Annotated in this window: 17 protein-coding genes and 1 tRNA gene; 12 read left to right on the top strand and 6 right to left on the bottom strand. The window is 69.5% G+C overall.

Annotation, left to right across the window (positions count from 1 at the left end; genetic code table 11):
- Positions 1-215: 215 nt before the first annotated feature.
- Positions 216-698, bottom strand: a complete 483-nt coding sequence (locus E2F46_RS00945; RefSeq protein ID WP_133320309.1) for a peroxiredoxin — start codon at positions 696-698, stop codon at positions 216-218.
- Between the two features lies 1 nt (position 699).
- A complete protein-coding gene (locus E2F46_RS00940; RefSeq protein WP_165967305.1) occupies positions 700-1,263 on the bottom strand; it encodes a glycine cleavage system transcriptional repressor in 564 nt (187 codons plus the stop codon).
- A gap of 175 nt (positions 1,264-1,438) precedes the next feature.
- Between E2F46_RS00940 and dapA the strand changes: the two genes are divergently transcribed.
- Together dapA and E2F46_RS00930 are read left to right on the top strand one after the other, a co-directional pair.
- The gene (dapA, locus tag E2F46_RS00935) at positions 1,439-2,344 is read left to right on the top strand and encodes a 4-hydroxy-tetrahydrodipicolinate synthase (RefSeq protein WP_133320307.1); all 906 of its coding nucleotides are present in this window, start codon (positions 1,439-1,441) and stop codon (positions 2,342-2,344) included.
- A 25-nt stretch (positions 2,345-2,369) separates the two neighbouring features.
- Positions 2,370-2,879, top strand: a complete 510-nt coding sequence (locus tag E2F46_RS00930; protein ID WP_133320306.1) for a hypothetical protein — start codon at positions 2,370-2,372, stop codon at positions 2,877-2,879.
- A 91-nt stretch (positions 2,880-2,970) separates the two neighbouring features.
- Here the strand turns inward: E2F46_RS00930 and fdxA are convergent, their stop codons facing one another.
- The 3 genes from fdxA to E2F46_RS00915 form a co-directional block, all read right to left on the bottom strand.
- Entirely contained in the window at positions 2,971-3,294 is a 324-nt protein-coding gene (gene fdxA / locus E2F46_RS00925; RefSeq protein ID WP_133320305.1) for a ferredoxin FdxA, read from the bottom strand.
- Between the two features lie 326 nt (positions 3,295-3,620).
- Positions 3,621-3,911 (bottom strand): hypothetical protein, encoded by a 291-nt coding sequence (locus E2F46_RS00920; RefSeq protein WP_133320304.1) that lies wholly within the window; start codon positions 3,909-3,911, stop codon positions 3,621-3,623.
- Positions 3,912-3,952: 41 nt separating this feature from the next.
- A tRNA-Glu gene (locus E2F46_RS00915) sits at positions 3,953-4,027 on the bottom strand.
- Between the two features lie 132 nt (positions 4,028-4,159).
- Between E2F46_RS00915 and pcnB the strand changes: the two genes are divergently transcribed.
- The 6 genes from pcnB (at position 4,160) to E2F46_RS00885 (ending at position 10,024) form a co-directional block, all read left to right on the top strand.
- Complete coding sequence (pcnB, locus tag E2F46_RS00910) at positions 4,160-5,491, top strand: polynucleotide adenylyltransferase PcnB (protein WP_133320303.1); 1,332 nt, start codon at positions 4,160-4,162, stop codon at positions 5,489-5,491.
- Positions 5,492-5,497: 6 nt separating this feature from the next.
- Positions 5,498-5,998 carry a 2-amino-4-hydroxy-6-hydroxymethyldihydropteridine diphosphokinase gene (folK, locus tag E2F46_RS00905; RefSeq protein ID WP_133320302.1) on the top strand — a complete coding sequence of 167 codons (501 nt, stop codon included), beginning with the start codon at positions 5,498-5,500 and terminating at the stop codon, positions 5,996-5,998.
- Positions 5,999-6,002: 4 nt separating this feature from the next.
- On the top strand, positions 6,003-6,818 hold the full coding sequence (gene panB, locus E2F46_RS00900) for a 3-methyl-2-oxobutanoate hydroxymethyltransferase (RefSeq protein WP_133320301.1): 816 nt from the start codon (positions 6,003-6,005) through the stop codon (positions 6,816-6,818).
- A gap of 200 nt (positions 6,819-7,018) precedes the next feature.
- Complete coding sequence (panC, locus tag E2F46_RS00895; protein ID WP_133320582.1) at positions 7,019-7,873, top strand: pantoate--beta-alanine ligase; 855 nt, start codon at positions 7,019-7,021, stop codon at positions 7,871-7,873.
- Between the two features lie 136 nt (positions 7,874-8,009).
- Positions 8,010-9,521, top strand: a complete 1,512-nt coding sequence (gene pgi / locus E2F46_RS00890) for a glucose-6-phosphate isomerase (RefSeq protein ID WP_133320300.1) — start codon at positions 8,010-8,012, stop codon at positions 9,519-9,521.
- Entirely contained in the window at positions 9,518-10,024 is a 507-nt protein-coding gene (locus tag E2F46_RS00885; protein WP_133320299.1) for a GNAT family N-acetyltransferase, read from the top strand. Before pgi ends, E2F46_RS00885 begins: the two co-directional genes overlap by 4 nt.
- A 13-nt stretch (positions 10,025-10,037) precedes the next feature.
- Here the strand turns inward: E2F46_RS00885 and queG are convergent, their stop codons facing one another.
- Positions 10,038-11,114 carry a tRNA epoxyqueuosine(34) reductase QueG gene (gene queG / locus E2F46_RS00880; protein WP_133320298.1) on the bottom strand — a complete coding sequence of 359 codons (1,077 nt, stop codon included), beginning with the start codon at positions 11,112-11,114 and terminating at the stop codon, positions 10,038-10,040.
- Positions 11,115-11,137: 23 nt separating this feature from the next.
- On the opposite strand from queG, the gene E2F46_RS00875 reads away from it, so the two are divergent.
- The 4 genes from E2F46_RS00875 (at position 11,138) to mutL (ending at position 16,574) form a co-directional block, all read left to right on the top strand.
- Positions 11,138-12,643, top strand: a complete 1,506-nt coding sequence (locus tag E2F46_RS00875; RefSeq protein WP_133320297.1) for an NAD(P)H-hydrate dehydratase — start codon at positions 11,138-11,140, stop codon at positions 12,641-12,643.
- Complete coding sequence (gene tsaE / locus E2F46_RS00870; RefSeq protein ID WP_133320296.1) at positions 12,640-13,119, top strand: tRNA (adenosine(37)-N6)-threonylcarbamoyltransferase complex ATPase subunit type 1 TsaE; 480 nt, start codon at positions 12,640-12,642, stop codon at positions 13,117-13,119. The genes E2F46_RS00875 and tsaE overlap by 4 nt, the downstream gene beginning before the upstream one ends.
- An 87-nt stretch (positions 13,120-13,206) precedes the next feature.
- Positions 13,207-14,703, top strand: a complete 1,497-nt coding sequence (locus E2F46_RS00865) for an N-acetylmuramoyl-L-alanine amidase (RefSeq protein ID WP_133320295.1) — start codon at positions 13,207-13,209, stop codon at positions 14,701-14,703.
- Positions 14,704-14,789: 86 nt separating this feature from the next.
- Positions 14,790-16,574, top strand: coding sequence for a DNA mismatch repair endonuclease MutL (gene mutL, locus E2F46_RS00860; RefSeq protein ID WP_133320581.1), 1,785 nt, complete (start codon positions 14,790-14,792; stop codon positions 16,572-16,574).
- The last annotated feature ends 1 nt before the right edge of the window (position 16,575 follow it).

The following is a 16,575-nucleotide window of genomic DNA, read 5'->3' as shown; positions in this document are numbered from 1 at the left end:
TCGGGCGTGCGCAGCAAGGAAGAGCGACGGCGCGTATGTCGATACGCAACGGAGCGATGACGCCGCTGCGCGCGTCCGAAGGGCCGGCCCGCCGGGTGGTTTCCCCAAGGCCGCCATGCGGCGCCACGTGGCTTGACCTGACGGCCAGTCAGGCACTGCGCCACGCAGCACCACCTGACGGCCTTGGGGAAACCATGCGACATACGTCATGAGTGTTAACAGGCCCTAGCGGCCTTCAGGGCATCGAACACGGCCTGTGCATGGCCGGGTACCTTCACGCCGCGCCATTCCGCGGCCAGGCGGCCTTCGGGGTCGATCAGGAAGGTGCTGCGCACCACGCCCAGCACCTTGCGGCCGTACATGTTCTTCTCGTGGATCACGTCGAAGGCGGTGCACAACTTCTCGTCGGCATCACTGACCAGCGGGAACCTGAAGCCCTGCTTGGCGCAGAAGTTGTCGTGCGACTTCACCGAGTCGCGCGAGACGCCCAGCACCGCCGCGTTGGCGCGCTTGAACTTCGGCAGCAACGCGTTGAAGTCAAGGCCTTCGGTGGTGCAGCCGGGGGTGCTGTCCTTGGGGTAGAAGTACAGCACCAGCCATTGGCCGGCGTAGTCGGCGAGGGTGGTGGTATCGCCGCCGGACAGCGCCAGCGGCAGCTTGAGGGTGGATTTGGGAAGCGCCTTGCCGGGTTGCGTCATGTCAGAACTTCATCGGGTCCATGATCGCATCGAGGTTCAGGTGGTCGCAGAACTCGAGGAAATCGTCGCGCAGCGCGGCGATGTGCATGTTGGCGGGCACGCCGATGGTCACCTGGGCCGAGAACATGTCCGCGCCGGTCTGCATGGCGCGATAGCGCGAGCAGTGCAGGCTTTCGATGGTGATGCCCTGGCGGTCGAAGAAGTCGGCCAGCTGGAACAGGATGCCCGGCTTGTCCGCGGCCACCACTTCCACCACGTAGGGCAGCAGGTTGGACTGGATCGGCTTGGGCCCGGTGCGGTACCAGATCAGCTTCAGGCCTTCCTCGCGCTCCAGCCGGGTCAGCATCGCCTCGAGTTTGGCCACCGCGTCCCACGAGCCGGTCGCCAGCGCGGTGACGGACACGTCGCGGCCGACCGTGGACAGGCGGGTGTCGACCAGGTTGCAGCCGCTGTCGGCGATGCGCCGCGACACGGCCAACAGCGGGGAGGCCGGGTGCGTCGTGTAGGCGTTGATCAGCAGGTGGTTCTCGTTCGGCGCAGGCCGGGTGGTGTCTGGGTCGGTCAAGGCAGCGTCCGCGGCGAGAATGAAGTCTTCCGGTGGCCCGGTCTGAACGGCGGATGGCCGCTTCGCCGGGCTGCGGCCAGCATACTTGCCCGCGCTTCCGGGCCGCAAGTAACATGCCATCGAACCGCGACGGCAAGCCGCATCGCGCGCCCGGCACTCCACACAGAGCCCCATTTTGCGACTTTCCGGCAGCATCACCGCGCTGGCGACGCCGTTCACGGCGACTGGCGAACTCGACCTCGACGCCTGGCGGCGCCTGTTGCAGGCGCAGCTCGACGGTGGCACGCAGGGCGTGGTGGCGGCCGGTTCCACGGGCGAAGCCGCGGCGCTGTATGAATCGGAATACGACGCGCTGCTGCGCACGGCGGTGGAGACCGTGGCCGGACGCCTCCCGGTGCTGGCCGGCACCGGCCTGTCCGGCACTGCGAAGACGGTCGAACAGACGCGCCGTGCGGCCGCACTCGGCGCCGACGCCGCGCTGGTGGTCACGCCGCCTTACGTGCGTCCCACCCAATCCGGCTTGCAGGCGCATTTCCGCCGCGTGGCCGACGAGGGCGGGTTGCCGGTGGTGTTGTACAACGTGCCGGCGCGTACCGGTTGCGACCTGTCGCCGGACACCGTGGCAGCGCTTGTCGGACACGAGGGCATCGTTGGGATCAAGGAAGCGCGGGGTGATCAGGAGCGCGTCGACGCGCTGCATGCGTTGCGCAGCGACACTTTCTCACTGCTTTCCGGCGACGATCCCACTGCAGCGCGCACGATGCTGGCCGGTGCCGATGGCGTGGTGTCCGTGGTGTCCAACGTCGTGCCGCGCGCGATGCGCCGGCTCTGCGACCTGGCCCGCGCCGGGCGTCGCGATCTCGCCGAGGCACTCGACGCGCAATTGCAGGGCCTCTACGACTTCTCGGGCATCGAACCGAATCCGATTCCGATCAAGGCTCTGCTGGAGAGGCAGGGCATCGGCCACGGCCTGCGGCTGCCGCTGCAGGCGCTCTCCGACATCCACCGCCCCACGGCTTCGCGCATCGCGCGCGACGTCGAGGCGCTCGAACTTTCGTGCCGCGATGCCGTCGCGGCCTGACGTACACCTGCAGGAGTCCTGACCCATGCGCCACGTTCCGTCCCCGTCCCGTATCGCGATCGTCGCGATGATCGCCATCGTCGTGCTCGGCACCACCGGCTGCAGGTGGTTCAGCAAGACCAACGAGATGTACGCTCAGAGCCCGGAGTCGCGTCCGCTGGAAGTGCCGCCGGACCTCGACCGTCCCGGCACCAGTGGCGCCATGGCGCTGCCGCCGGCCGCATCGGCCACGCGCTCGGAAATGGCGCCGGCGCCTTCGGCCCAGCCCAACGGTTTCGCCGTCGCCGGATCGCGCGACGAAGTTTTCAATCGCGTCGGTGAGGTGCTGGCCGGCGTGCAGGGACTGACGATCGTCAACCGCGCGCAGATCCTCGGCACCTTCGACGTCGATTATGGCGATGCCAAGTTCCTGGTCCGCATCACCCCGACGGATACCGGCGCGTATGTCGCCGCGGTCGATCCGCGCGGCCTGCCCGCCGCCGGTGAACCGCCCATCCAGCTGATCGAGACGCTGCGCGCCGCGCTCGCCAACTGAGGAATTGCCCGGCCGGTGTACCTTTCCGGCCCAATCAGCGAAACGGGCGCCTCGGCGCCCGTTTTCGTTGCCTCCGGTCGATGCCCGACGGTCAGCGTTCCAGCAGTTCCAGCTTGCCGGTCTTGCCTTCCCAGTCCTTGGCGTCGGGCAGGCCGTCCTTGCGTGCGGTGATCACCGGCCAGGCTTGGGACAACTCGGCGTTGAGGGCGACGAACGCTTCCTGGCCTGCGGGCACGTCGTCTTCCGGGTAGATCGCGTTGATCGGGCACTCCGGCTCGCACAGGGTGCAGTCGATGCATTCGTCCGGGTCGATCACCAGGAAGTTCGGGCCTTCGTGGAAGCAATCGACCGGGCAGACCTCGACGCAATCGGTGTACTTGCACTTGATGCAGTTCTCGGTGACGACGAAAGGCATGGCGGGGTTCCGTGGGTGGTGCGGGGATTCTAAGGCAGGTGCCGGTTCGGGATGCGAGGGGTTCGCATTGGTGCGTGGACGGCGTGGAAGGTTGCTGCGTCGTCGCCGGGAAAAACGGGGTCATCTGTTCGAATCCGACAGCGTGCTTCTGGCTCGACTATCGACACGTCGTCCTCCCGGCGCAAGCCGGGACCCAGTGCCTTCAAGAAAAATATTCTCCCGGGTCCGGCGGCGCCGAGGGCGCCTGCCGGGGCCATGCCGAGTCGTGGCCCGATATCCGCTTGGTCGGCATGGCCCCGACAGGCGCCCCCAACCTCTCCGGCGCGTCAGGCAAAAAGCCAGTCCAAGAACAAGCTGTTTCGCTCTTCTACCGAACTGACGATGGCTTCTCCGCGCAGGTCCGATGCCACCGCAACCAAGCGGATATCGGGCCGCGACTTGCGGTGGCATCGGACCTGCGGCATCACGAGGTGGTGTTTTTTGCTCGATCGGGACGAAGAGCCACAAAAAAGCCCGCGTCGAGTGGCGCGGGCTTTCAGTTGCCCCCATCCCGTTCCCTTCCCCCGCAAGCGGAGGAAGGGCGAAGGAATGGCGGTCGTCGCATCCTTGGCGTCCATGCAGCCTGTCGGTCGCATGCCTTCGGGTGCGGCGGAAGAATTGGCGCTCCCTACGGGAATCGAACCCGTGTTTCAGCCTTGAGAGGGCCGCGTCCTGACCGCTAGACGAAGGGAGCGGTGGTGTTGCATGCAACCGGGTCGGCAGGACGTCCAACCCGTGCCCCGGACATCGGCCCGGCGCAGCTTGCTAGTATAGCAGCGATACGGGCGGCGAACGTGGCCGCCCCTCCGGAACCCGCCTGGCGCAGATGCCCAACGACACCTCGATCACACCCGTCCTGCGGGTCATTCCCCGCGACCAGCACGCCATCTCGCGCAAGGACATCAGTGCCAATGCGCTGCGCGTGCTCTACCGCCTGCGTGAAGGCGGCTACCAAGGCTACCTGGTGGGCGGCGCGGTCCGCGACCTGCTGGCCGGGCGCCATCCCAAGGATTTCGACGTGGCCACCGATGCCACGCCGGACCAGGTCAAGCACCTGTTCCGCAATTGCCGCCTGATCGGCCGCCGCTTCCGGCTGGCGCACGTGGTGTTCGGCCGCGAGATCATCGAGGTTGCCACCTTCCGCGCCAACGTCGACGACGGCAGCGGCGATCGCGAGACCCACGAGGGCGGTCGCCTGCTGCGTGACAACGTGTACGGCACCATCGAGGACGATGCCGTCCGCCGCGACTTCACCGCCAACGCGCTGTACTACACCATCGAGGACTTCTCGGTGCGGGATTACGTCGGCGGCTTCGAGGATGTTGCCAACCGCCGCATGCGCCTGATCGGCGATCCCGAAACGCGCTATCGAGAAGACCCGGTGCGCATGCTGCGCGCGGTGCGGCTGGCGGCGAAGCTGGGCTTCGAGGTGGAGGCTGCCAGCGCCGAGCCGATCCCGCGGCTGGCGTCGCTGCTGGCCGAGGCCGCGCCTGCGCGCCTGTTCGAGGAGTGCATGAAGCTGTTCCTGTCCGGGCATGCGGTGGCCAGCTTCGAAGGCCTGGAGCAGCACGGCCTGGTCGCGGCGTTGTTCCCCGAGACCGCCGCCGCGCTGGCATCCAACCGCAGCGGCGCCTTGCGCAAGATGCTGCTCGCGGGCCTGGGCAATACCGATGCGCGGGTGGAAGCGGACGAGCCGGTGTCGCCGGCCTTCCTGTTCGCCGTGCTGTTGTGGCCGGCCTACTGCCGCGAGCTGATGAAGCTGCAGGCGCAGGGCGTCAGCCCGGTGGAGGCGCAGCGCCGCGCCGCGGACCGCGTGACCGTGCACCAGCTGTCGACCATCGCGCTGCCGCGCCGGTTCTCGCTGCCGATGCAGGAGATCTGGCTGATGCAGGCGCGGTTCTCGCTGCGCCAGCGCAAGCGGGTGATGCGCACGCTTGCGCATCCGCGCTTCCGTGCGGCATGGGACTTCCTGCTGCTGCGCGGCATCACCTCCGATGCGCATGCCGAGGACATCGCGTTCTGGCGCGAGGCGCAGGACGATCCCGACCACGCCATCGCAGCCCATCCCCCGGAGGGCGAGGGCGAAGGCGATGCCGCCGCGCCGCGCAAGCGTCGCCGCCGTCGCCGTCGCGCCACGGCCGCCCTCGGCACGGACTAGGCCTCGATGCACACCCCGGTCGTCGCCTGCATCGGGCTGGGCGGCAATCTCGGCGATGCCGCCGCGGCGGTGGCATCGGCCGCACGCTCGCTCGATGGGCTGCCGCACACCCGCCTGCTGCAGGTGTCGCGGCTGTACCGCACGCCCGCCTGGGGCGTGACCGCGCAACCGGACTTCATCAATGCCGTTGCCGCGGTGGAAACCTCGCTGGCGCCGCGCGCACTGCTGGATGGGCTGCTGGCGCTGGAGCGCGACCATGGACGCACCCGCGCCGCCGACGGCAGCGATCGTTGGGGCCCGCGCACGCTGGACCTGGACATCCTGCTGTATGGCGATGCGGTGGTGGACGCGCCGGGGCTGACGATCCCGCATCCCCGCCTGTCGCAACGCGCCTTCGCGCTGCTTCCGTTGCTCGAGATCCTGCCCGGCGCCCGCATTCCAGGCGTGGGCGATGCGCGCGCCGCGCTGGCCGCATTGGAAACCACCGCCATCGAGGCGCTAGGCTAGCGACATGAGCCAGGCCCCTGCGAAACCCGTCACCGTCCCGGCGCTTGGCGATGCCAGGCGCGCCGGCCGCAAGCTGGCGATGCTGACCGCCTACGATGCCGGCTTCGCCCGCGTGTTCGATGCCAGTGGCGTCGACATCGTGCTGGTGGGAGATTCGCTGGGCATGGTGGTGCAGGGCGAGGCTTCGACCCTGCCGGTGACTGTGGACCATATCGAGTACCACACGCGGGCCGTGGCGCGTGGTCTGTCGCGCGCGTTGCTGCTGGCGGACCTGCCATTCCAGGCGGATGCCACGCCCGAGCGCGCGCTCGATGCCGCCACGCGCCTGCTGCAGGCCGGCGCGGGCATGGTCAAGCTGGAAGGCGCCGGGCCGCACAAGCTCGATGCGATCCGGTTCCTCGCCGGGCGCGAGATCCCGGTGTCCGCGCACCTCGGCCTCACCCCGCAGTCGGTGTTGCGCTTCGGCGGCTTCAAGGTGCAGGGCCGCGAGGCCGCGGCGGCGGAACAGCTGCGCGCCGATGCGCTGGCGGTGGCGGAAGCAGGTGCCGACCTGCTGGTGCTAGAGTGCGTGCCCTCGGCGCTGGCCGCTGACATCACCCGCGCATCGCCGATCCCGACCATCGGCATCGGTGCCGGCCCGCATTGCGATGGCCAGGTGCTGGTGCTGCACGACATGCTGGGGCTGGACACCGGCCACCGCCGCCCGAAGTTCGTCAAGGATTTCCTGGTCGAGGGCGGCTCGGTGGCGGGCGCGGTGCAGGCCTACGTCAATGCGGTGCGGGACGGGAGTTTTCCCGATGCGGCCCACGCGTATGAATGACCGCGCGTCCAGATTGGATGCGTGCGCGGTCGCCGATCGATGCGGATGAACACAAAACCCCCGTCATCCCGGCGCGAGCCGGGACCCGGCGACTTGTCTCCGGGTCAAGGCCGCTCGAAGGCACTGGGTCCTGGCGTTCGCCGGGATGACGTCGTTGAGGCTCGCCCGTGTCCGCAACGCGCCACGGCACCATGACCGCCATGCTCGAAACCGTCACCGACCTGCAGGCCCTGCGCACCCGAATCGCCGGATGGAAGCGCGAAGGCTTGCGCATTGGCTTCGTGCCCACGATGGGCAACCTGCACGCCGGCCACCATTCGTTGGTGCAGCTGGCGCGTGCGCATGCCGATCGCGTGGTCGCCAGCGTCTTCGTCAATCCCACGCAGTTCGGCCCCAACGAGGATTTCGCGCGTTATCCGCGCACGCCGGACGCGGATGCACGGGGCCTCGACACGGCGGGTTGCGACCTGCTGTGGCTGCCGTCGGTGCAGACGATGTACCCCTATGGCGCGGAGGCCGCGGTGCGCATGCGCGTGCCGGGGATCACCGACGTGCTCGACGGTGCGCATCGCCCCGGGCATTTCGATGGCGTGGTGACCGTGGTGTCGCGCCTGTTCAACCAGGTGCAACCCGACGTGGCCGCGTTCGGGCGCAAGGACTACCAGCAGCTTGCGGTCATCCGCTACTTCGTGCGCGACCTCGCGTTCCCGGTCGAACTGCTCGCCGGCGAGACTCGGCGCGAGGATGACGGCCTTGCGATGAGCTCGCGCAACCAGTATCTGTCGCGGGCCGAGCGCATTATCGCGCCGGAGATCCACCGCACCCTGCAGGCCATGCGCACGGCATACCTCGATGGCATGTCCCTTGCCGCGGTCCAGGCCGACGCCGCGCAACGCCTCGAACGCGCCGGCTTCGCCGTCGATTACGCAGAGGTCCGCGATGCCGGTCTGGGCGCACCGGACCCTGCGTCGCGAGGTCCGTTCGTGGCGCTGGTGGCCGCACGGTTGGGCCGCACGCGCCTGATCGACAACCTGGAATTCACAGCCGCGGGATGAATCCGCGCGCCGATGTTGCGGCGCGGAAATCGGTCCTATACTCGGGCGACGCGTGTTTCGTGCGCAGGGTGGTGCCGCCAGGGCGCCACGGGCATGGGGCACCCCACAACGCCTTTCCGGTCCAGGTTGCCCCCACATGAGCATCGATTCCGCCGCACTTCGAGAACACGCATCACGCCTGCGCGACACGCCGATCCGCGCGCTGGCCGCCACCCCCGGGCGCCCTGAGTCACAGGCGCTGCGTGCCGGTCCGCTGTACGCGAATTTCGCACGGCAGCGGTATGACGATGCCGCGCTCGATGCGTTGTTCTCGGTTGCCGATGCGGCCGGGTTTCCGTCGGCGATGCGCCGGCTGGTCGATGGCGAAACCGTCAACGCCACCGAGGGACGCGCCGCGTTGCACACCGCCCTGCGCGGTGACACGTCCACGTCGCCCGCGGTGCGCGAACGCGCCGCGCAGGCGCGCGACGCCAGGCAGCGGATGGGCGCTCTGGTCGACGCCTTGTCGGGCAGCGGCGTGACCGACATCGTCAGCGTCGGCATCGGCGGATCCGACCTGGGGCCGCGGCTGGTGGTGGATGCGCTGGCGCAAACGGACGCACGCTTCCGCGTGCACTTCCTGTCCAACGTGGACGGCAACGCGGCGCGACGCACGCTGGCGGGACTGGATCCATCGAAGACCGCGACGATCCTGATCTCGAAGACCTTCGGCACGCAGGAAACCCTGCTCAACGGCGGCATCGTGCGCGAATGGCTGGGCGACGACAGCCGCGTGTACGGCGTCAGCGCCAACGTCGATCGCGCCGCCGCGTTCGGCATCGCGCCCGAACGCATCCTGCCGATGTGGGACTGGGTGGGTGGTCGCTACTCGCTGTGGTCGGCGGTGGGATTTCCGATCGCGCTCGGCATCGGCATGGATCGCTTCGAACAGCTGTTGTCGGGCGCCGCCGGCTTCGACGCGCATGCGGTTGGCGCGGCACCTCGCGACAACCTCGCGTTCCGCCACGCGTTGACGGCCATCTGGAACCGCAACGCGCTGGGTCTCGCCACGCAGGCGGTCCTGCCCTACGACGAACGCCTCAGGCTGCTGCCCAACTACCTGCAGCAACTGGTGATGGAAAGCCTCGGCAAGTCGGCTCGGCTTGATGGCGCGCAGCTGCAGGTCGACACCGTGCCGGTCTGGTGGGGTGGCCCGGGCACCGACACCCAGCACAGCTTCTTCCAGGCGCTGCACCAAGGCACCCAGGTGGTGCCGGCCGATTTCATCGGCGTGGTCGGCAGCGAGGGCGGGCACGAAGAAAACCATCGCGCACTGCTCGCCAACCTGCTGGCGCAGACCGAAGCGCTGGCGAACGGGCAGCCCAGCGACGATCCGCACCGCGCCTATGCCGGCAACCGACCCAGCACGCTGATCCTGCTGGACGCGCTGTCGCCGCAGGCGCTCGGTGCACTGGTGGCGCTGTACGAGCACAGCGTGTACCTGCAGTCGGTGGCATGGGGCATCAATGCCTTCGACCAGTTCGGCGTGGAGCTGGGCAAGCAACTGGCGAACAAGCTGTTGCCGGCGCTGTCCGGCGATGCGCAGGTTGATGATCCGGTGACGCGCGCGCTGCTCGACGAAATCAACGCGCGTTCGGGCCAACGATGACGCCGGGCGCGCGCGTCCGCCATGCCGAGCCCGGCGATGCCGCCGGCCTGCATGCGCTGTTCGCGGAGCCGGGTGCATTTGCGGCGACCCTGCAACTGCCATACCCGTCGCTCGCGGCGTGGGAGAAGCAACTGCGCGATTTGCCGCGGCATGTGGTGCAACTGGTGGCTGAGGTCGATGGCGACGGAGTCGTCGGCGCCGCCGGGTTCGAGGTCTTCCAGAGTCCACGGCGACGACATGTCGCCAACCTCGGCATGGCCGTGGCGCCCGCGTATCGCGGCCGAGGCGTCGGCACGCAGTTGCTGGAAGCGGTGATCGATACCGCCGAACGCTGGCATGGCGTGCGCAGGCTGGAGCTGGAGGTCTATGCCGACAATGCCGCGGCCATCTCGCTTTACGGGCGCCATGGCTTCGAGCGCGAGGGACTTGCGCGCGAGTACGCCTTGCGCGACGGCGCGTACGTCGACGTGCTGTTGATGGCGAGGCGCGCCAGGCGCCTCTAGCTGCTATCCGCGGCTACGGCATCCCGTGCCGCCGCAGCGCCCACTCGATGTGTTCGCGCACCACGGGGTCTGGCCAGTCGCGGCGCGATTGCAGCGCATCGATGACCTCGCGCGTGGCCGGCGCATTACCCAGGGCGATGGCGAGGTTGCGCAGCCAGCGCGCATGTCCGCTGCGGCGGATCGCGGACCCTTCCGTGCGTCGGAGGAACTCGTCCTCGTCCCATGCGAACAGTTCGGCCAGCGAGGCTTCGTCCAGGCGGTTGCGCGCGCGGAAATCCGGTTCGTCGGTGCGCCTGGCGAACTTGTTCCAGGGACACACCAGCTGGCAGTCGTCGCACCCGAAGATGCGGTTGCCGATGGCCGGGCGCAGCGCTTCGTCGATCGCGCCTTCGTGTTCGATGGTCAGGTAGGCGATGCAGCGGCGCGCATCGAGGCGGTGCGGCGCGACGATGGCCTGCGTCGGGCAGATGTCGATGCAGCGCGCGCAGGTGCCGCAGTGTGCGCTCGCAGGCGGATCGATCGGCAGCGGCAGGTCGACGTACAGCTCGCCGAGGAAGAACCACGAACCACCGTCGCGGTCGATCAGGCAGGTGTGCTTGCCGATCCAGCCCAGCCCCGCATTGCGCGCCAGCGCGCGCTCGAGTACCGGTGCCGAGTCGACGAACACGCGATGGCCGAACGGACCGATCTCCCCGGCGATGCGATCGGCGAGCTTCTGCAGCCGGTTGCGCATCAGCTTGTGGTAGTCGCGGCCGAGCGCATAGCGCGCCACGTAGGCGCGGCTGCCGTCGGCCAGCGTGCGCCAGGCCTCGTCTTCGTCCTGGCCGTAGTCGAGCCCCACCGACACCACGCGCAGTGTGCCGGGTACCAGCTCCTGTGGGCGCGAGCGCTTGTCGCCGTGGCGCGCCATCCAGTCCATCGAACCGTACAGTCCGTTCGCCAGCCAGCTGCGCAGGTGGGCTTCATCCTCGCCCAGCTCGATGCCGGCGATGCCGCAGCGCTGGAAACCCGATTCGCGCGCCAGCGACTTGATCCGCAGCGCCAGCGCAGCAGGATCGGCGGGCGTCGATGGGCTTGCGGGCACGGACATGGGGCAAGTATAGAATCCGGCGCATGGAGCAGCCCTCGCCAGCCCGCGGCACACCCCTGTACGACGCGGCTGCGCTGCGCGGGGTGGAAACACAGGCGGCGGGCGACGACGGCTTCGCGCTGATGGCAAAGGCCGGCCAGGCCGCCTGGCGCGAACTGCTTCGCCACTGGCCCGATGCGCAGACCCTCGTGGTCGTTTGTGGCCCCGGCAACAACGGCGGCGATGGCTATGTGCTGGCGCGCCACGCGCACGCATCCGGACGCACGGTGCGCGTGCTGCGGCTCGCGACGCATGCGCCGAAGACACCGCTGGCACGGCGCGCCTGCGACGAGTATGAAGCGGCGGGTGGCGTGGTGGTCGAATTCGGCGGCACCGTGGGACATCCCGATGTGATCGTGGATGCGGTGTTCGGCATCGGCCTGTCGCGCGCAGCCGACGGTGCAGCGGCGGAGCTCTTCGCAGCGATCGCGGCGTCGGGGCGTCCGGTGCTGTCGCTGGATGTGCCCAGCGGCGTCGATGCCGACCACGGCCGCGTGCCGGGGGCCGCCATCGTCGCCACGCGCACGCTGCAGTTCATCGCGCCCCATGCCGGGCTGGCGACGGGTGCGGCACTGGAGCATGTCGGCCGACTTTCGCTGGCCACGCTGGACCTGCCGGCACACCTGCGCGACGCGATGGCGGTCGTCGCCACCCGTTTCGATGCGGACGACCTGTCGGCGATGTTCGCGCCACGCCCGCGCAACACCCACAAGGGTGCAAGTGGCCGCGTGCTGTGCATCGGTGGCGACAGCGGCAAGGGCGGCGCGGTGATGCTGGCCGCGGAAGCCGCGCTGCGCAGTGGCGCGGGGCTGGTCGCGGTGGCCACGCAGCCGTTGCATGTCGCGCCGCTGCTGGCGCGCTGCCCGGAGGCGATGCCGGTCGGCATTACGTCGGCGCGGCAACTCGATCCGATGCTGGACACCGCCGATGTCGTCGCGATCGGCCCCGGACTGGGGCAGGGCGACTGGGGGCGCACGCTGTTCGAACGTGCATTGTCCCGTGGCAAGCCACTGGTGCTGGATGCCGATGCCTTGAACCTGCTCGCAGCCTCCGCGCGCCTGCCTTCGCACGATGACATCCTCACGCCGCACCCGGGCGAAGCCGCGCGACTGCTGGGCATCAGCGTGGCCGAGGTGCAGGCCAATCGCTACGCGGCGGCGCGCCTGCTGTGCCAGGCCATGGGCTGCGTAGTGGTGTTGAAGGGGGCGGGCACGCTGGTGGCCGCGCCGGACACGACGCCGCGCGTGGTATCCGCCGGCAATCCCGGCATGGCCGTTGGCGGCATGGGCGACGTGCTGACTGGCTGCATCGCCGCGCTGCGCGCGCAAGGGCGCGATGCCTTCGATGCCGCGACCACGGGTGCGCTGCTGCACGCCGTGGCCGGCGACGATGCGGCGGGGGAGGGTGGCGAGCGCGGCCTGCTGCCCTCGGACCTGCTGCCGCACCTGCGCCGACGTGCCAACGGGACAACTCCCGGGGGGGCGCGATGACGCTGCATGTCCATCTTGCCGACGAACAGGCCACGGCCGAACTGGCGGGCGCGTTGGCGCTCGCGGCGCCGCCCGGCGCGATGGTGCACCTGCGGGGCGACCTTGGCGCCGGAAAATCCACACTGGCGCGCGCCTGGCTGCGTGCGCTGGGCGTGACCGGTCCGGTCCGCAGCCCCACCTACACGCTGGTGGAGCATTACCTGCTGGCCTCCGGACGCGAAGCCGTGCACCTCGATCTGTACCGCATCGGCGATGCCGCCGAGCTCGATTTCCTGGGCCTGGACGACATCGAGCCGGTGCTGTGGCTGGTGGAGTGGCCAGACCGGGCGGGGCCGGCGCTGCCGCCCGCAGACCTGCGGGTGCATCTGGCCGTCGCTGGCGAAGGCCGCGGCGCCCGACTGGAGCCGGTGTCGGGCCCCGGGCATGCCTGGCTGGCGACCGTCCGGCTCCCGGAGCGGTTTGCAGCGATTACCTGAACCGGAACCTAGAAAGGTTTGGCAGGTGCCGGATTTTGAAGGGAAAACCCGTTGCAAAATCGGGGCGTTGGTGCTTGACTACTGCCCATGCGCCTTCGGGGAATCAACATCCAGCAAGTGCTGCTTGGCATCGCCTTGCTGGCGGCCTTGCTCTGGAACCTTGCGTATTCGTCCGAAATCAAGGACTTGCGCCTGAGTACCGGCGCCACCGGCACCCGGGTCGAGATCCACCTGGACGACCGAGCCGAGCACAAGGTGCTGTCCCTCGCCAACCCCGACCGCCTGGTGGTGGACCTGCCCGGCAGTCGCTTCGCCGCGGGCCTGCGCCTGCCGCCGGCGGCAGGCATCGTCAGCAGCGTCCGCAACGGCCAGCCGGTGCCGGGCACCGCGCGGATCGTGTTCGACCTGTCCAGTCCGGTCGTCGCAATGCAGCCGCGCTACGAGGACGGCCCTGACGGCCTGCGCCTGATCCTCGAGTGGCCCGGCGACGGGCCGGCCGATCCGATCGCGCAGATCGCGGCTGCCACCTCCCCCCTTGCCAGCGCAGCCACCTCGCCTGCCTCATCCCAGATCGATCCGGCCGTTGCCTCGGCCGATGCCACCTCGCGCATCATCGCCGGCCTGCAGGGCGGCGCGACGGCAGTGGGTGACACGCCTTCGAATCCGGCATCTCCGCCGCAGCCGCAGCCATCGAGCGATCCGTCGCTGCAGCGGCAGGTGCCGACCCCAACCCCCGCGCCGGCCACCGTGGCCGCCGCGACCACCCCAGCGACCATCCCGCCGCAGGTCGCGCAGCCGCCTCCGCCCGCCGCGCGTCCGCCGCTGGCCCAGGCCGGCACGCGGCCGCTGGTCATCGCCATCGATCCCGGCCACGGTGGCCAGGATCCCGGTGCGATCGGCCCCGCCGGCACCTACGAGAAGCACATCGTGCTGGCGATCTCTCGTGAACTGGCGCGGCAGATCAACGCCACGCCGGGCATGCGCGCCTACCTCGTGCGCGATCGCGACGAGTTCGTCGACCTGCCGCAGCGCGCGCGCCGCGCCCGCCAGGCCGGTGCGGACATGTTCGTCTCCATCCATGCCGATGCCGCGCACAACCGTGCGGCCTACGGATCTTCGGTGTACACACTGTCCACGCGCGGCGCCTCGTCGCAGCAGGCGCGCTGGCTGGCCGACCGCGAGAACGCGTCCGACCTGGTCGGCGGCGCGCGGCTGGAGCGCGACGTGCTGTCCAACGTCCTGCTCGACCTCGCGCAGAGCGGGCACATGAAGGCCTCGCAGGAGGCCGCCAGCCACGTGCTGGAAGGCTTGCGCAGCGTCGGCAAGACGCACAAGCCGCAGGTCGAATACGCCAACTTCTCGGTGCTGCGCAATGCCGACATGCCGGCGATGCTGGTCGAAACCGGCTTCATTTCCAACGCCGACGAGGAACAGCGGCTGAAGGATCCGGCGCACCAGCGCCGCCTGGCCGAAGCGGTGCTCAAGGGCATCGACCGGTACTTCGTCAACCAGCCGCCGCCGGGCACGCTGTACGCTGCGCGCGCCGCCCGGGAAGCCGAGGCCGTCGCTGGCGGAAGCCGCTGACGCGCCCGTCCGGCCACGGCCGGGCACCCTCCGCTATCATCACGCCTGACCCCTGCGGCGGCCCGGACTCCGTGCCGCGACCCTGCGTGCCGATCCTGCAACTCCCCGACACCCTGATCAACCAGATCGCCGCCGGCGAAGTCGTCGAGCGGCCCGCGTCCGTGGTCAAGGAACTGGTCGAAAACGCCGTCGATGCCGGCGCCGACCGCATCGACATCGACCTCGAGGAAGGCGGCGTGCGCCTGATCCGCGTGCGCGACAACGGCTCGGGCATCGCGCCGGATGAATTGCCGCTCGCGGTGTCGCGCCATGCGACCAGCAAGATCGGGTCGCTGGACGATCTGGAAACGGTGGCGACGATGGGATTCCGCGGCGAGGCGCTGCCATCGATCGCGTCGGTCAGCCGCTTCGTGCTGGCGTCGCGTCGCGGCGATGATGGACACGGTTCGGCATTGCCGGTGGAAGGCGGTCGCGTGGGCGCAGTGGAGCCTAGGCAGCATCCGCCCGGCACCACGGTCGAGGTGCGCGACCTGTTCTACAACGTGCCGGCACGGCGCAAGTTCCTCCGTGCCGAACGCACCGAATTGGGCCACATCGAAGAGTGGCTGCGTTCGCTGGCGTTGGCACGGCCCGACGTGGAGTTGCGCATCTCGCACAACGGCAAGCCGACGCGGCGCTACAAGGGCGGCACCGAGCTGTTCTCGGACGACCGCCTGCATGAAACCCTGGGTCCGGAGTTCGCGAAACATGCCCTGCGCGTCGACCACGCCGCGGCGGGCCTGCGCCTGCACGGCTGGATCGCGCAGCCGGCCTATTCGCGCGCAAGCGCCGACCAGCAATACCTCTACGTCAACCGTCGCCCGGTGCGCGACCGCAGCGTGGCGCATGCGGTGCGGCAGGCGTTCGGCGACGTGATGTACCACGGCCGCCAGCCGGCCTACGTGCTGTTCCTCGACCTCGACCCGGCGCGCGTGGACGTAAACGTGCACCCGGCCAAGCATGAGGTGCGGTTCCGCGATACCCGACTGGTGCACGACTTCGTCTACCGCACCCTGCACGAAGCCCTGGCGGACACGCGGGCAGGCAGCCAGGTGGCGCCTGCGTTCGCGCCGACGGGCGATGCCGCGATGGTGACCGAGGCAACCGCGCCGTGGTCGCGGCCGATGCCGCAGCCGAACCTGTCACTGCAGGTAGGCGAGGCACGGGCCGCGTATGCGGCGCTGTACGCCGCGCCCGGCACAGTGCGCGTCGAAACGCCGCTGCCTGCCGAAGATGCCGCCACCGGCATCCCGCCGCTGGGCTATGCGCTGGCGCAGTTGCACGGCATCTATATCCTCAGCGAGACCGCGGACGGCCTGATCGTGGTGGACATGCATGCCGCGCACGAACGCATCGGCTACGAACGGCTGAAGGCGGCGCATGACGGCGAAGGCCTGCGCACCCAACCGTTGCTGGTGCCGCAATCGATCGCCGTGTCCGAGCGCGAAGCCGAGATCGCCGAGCGCGAGGCCACGACACTGGCGGAACTTGGCTTCGAGCTGTCGCGGACTGGACCGCAGGCGCTGCTGCTGCGCGGCGTGCCGGCGTTGCTGGCACAGGGCGATACCGAGACGCTGGTCCGCGACGTGCTGGCCGACCTGCGCGAACATGGCGAAAGCCGCCGGGTGAAGGCTGCGCGCGACGAGCTGTTGTCGACGATGGCCTGCCACGGCGCGGTGCGCGCCAACCGCAGGTTGACCGTGCCGGAAATGAACGCGTTGCTGCGGCAGATGGAAGCGACCGAACGTTCCGGGCAATGCAACCACGGGCGGCCGACCTGGGCACGGTTCACGGTGCACGAGATCGACCGCTGGTTCCTGAGGGGGAGATGAC

The sequence above is a fragment of the Luteimonas aestuarii genome (assembly GCF_004357985.1).
Taxonomy (GTDB): domain Bacteria; phylum Pseudomonadota; class Gammaproteobacteria; order Xanthomonadales; family Xanthomonadaceae; genus Luteimonas; species Luteimonas aestuarii.
This window is presented reverse-complemented; position numbering and strand designations above follow the sequence as displayed.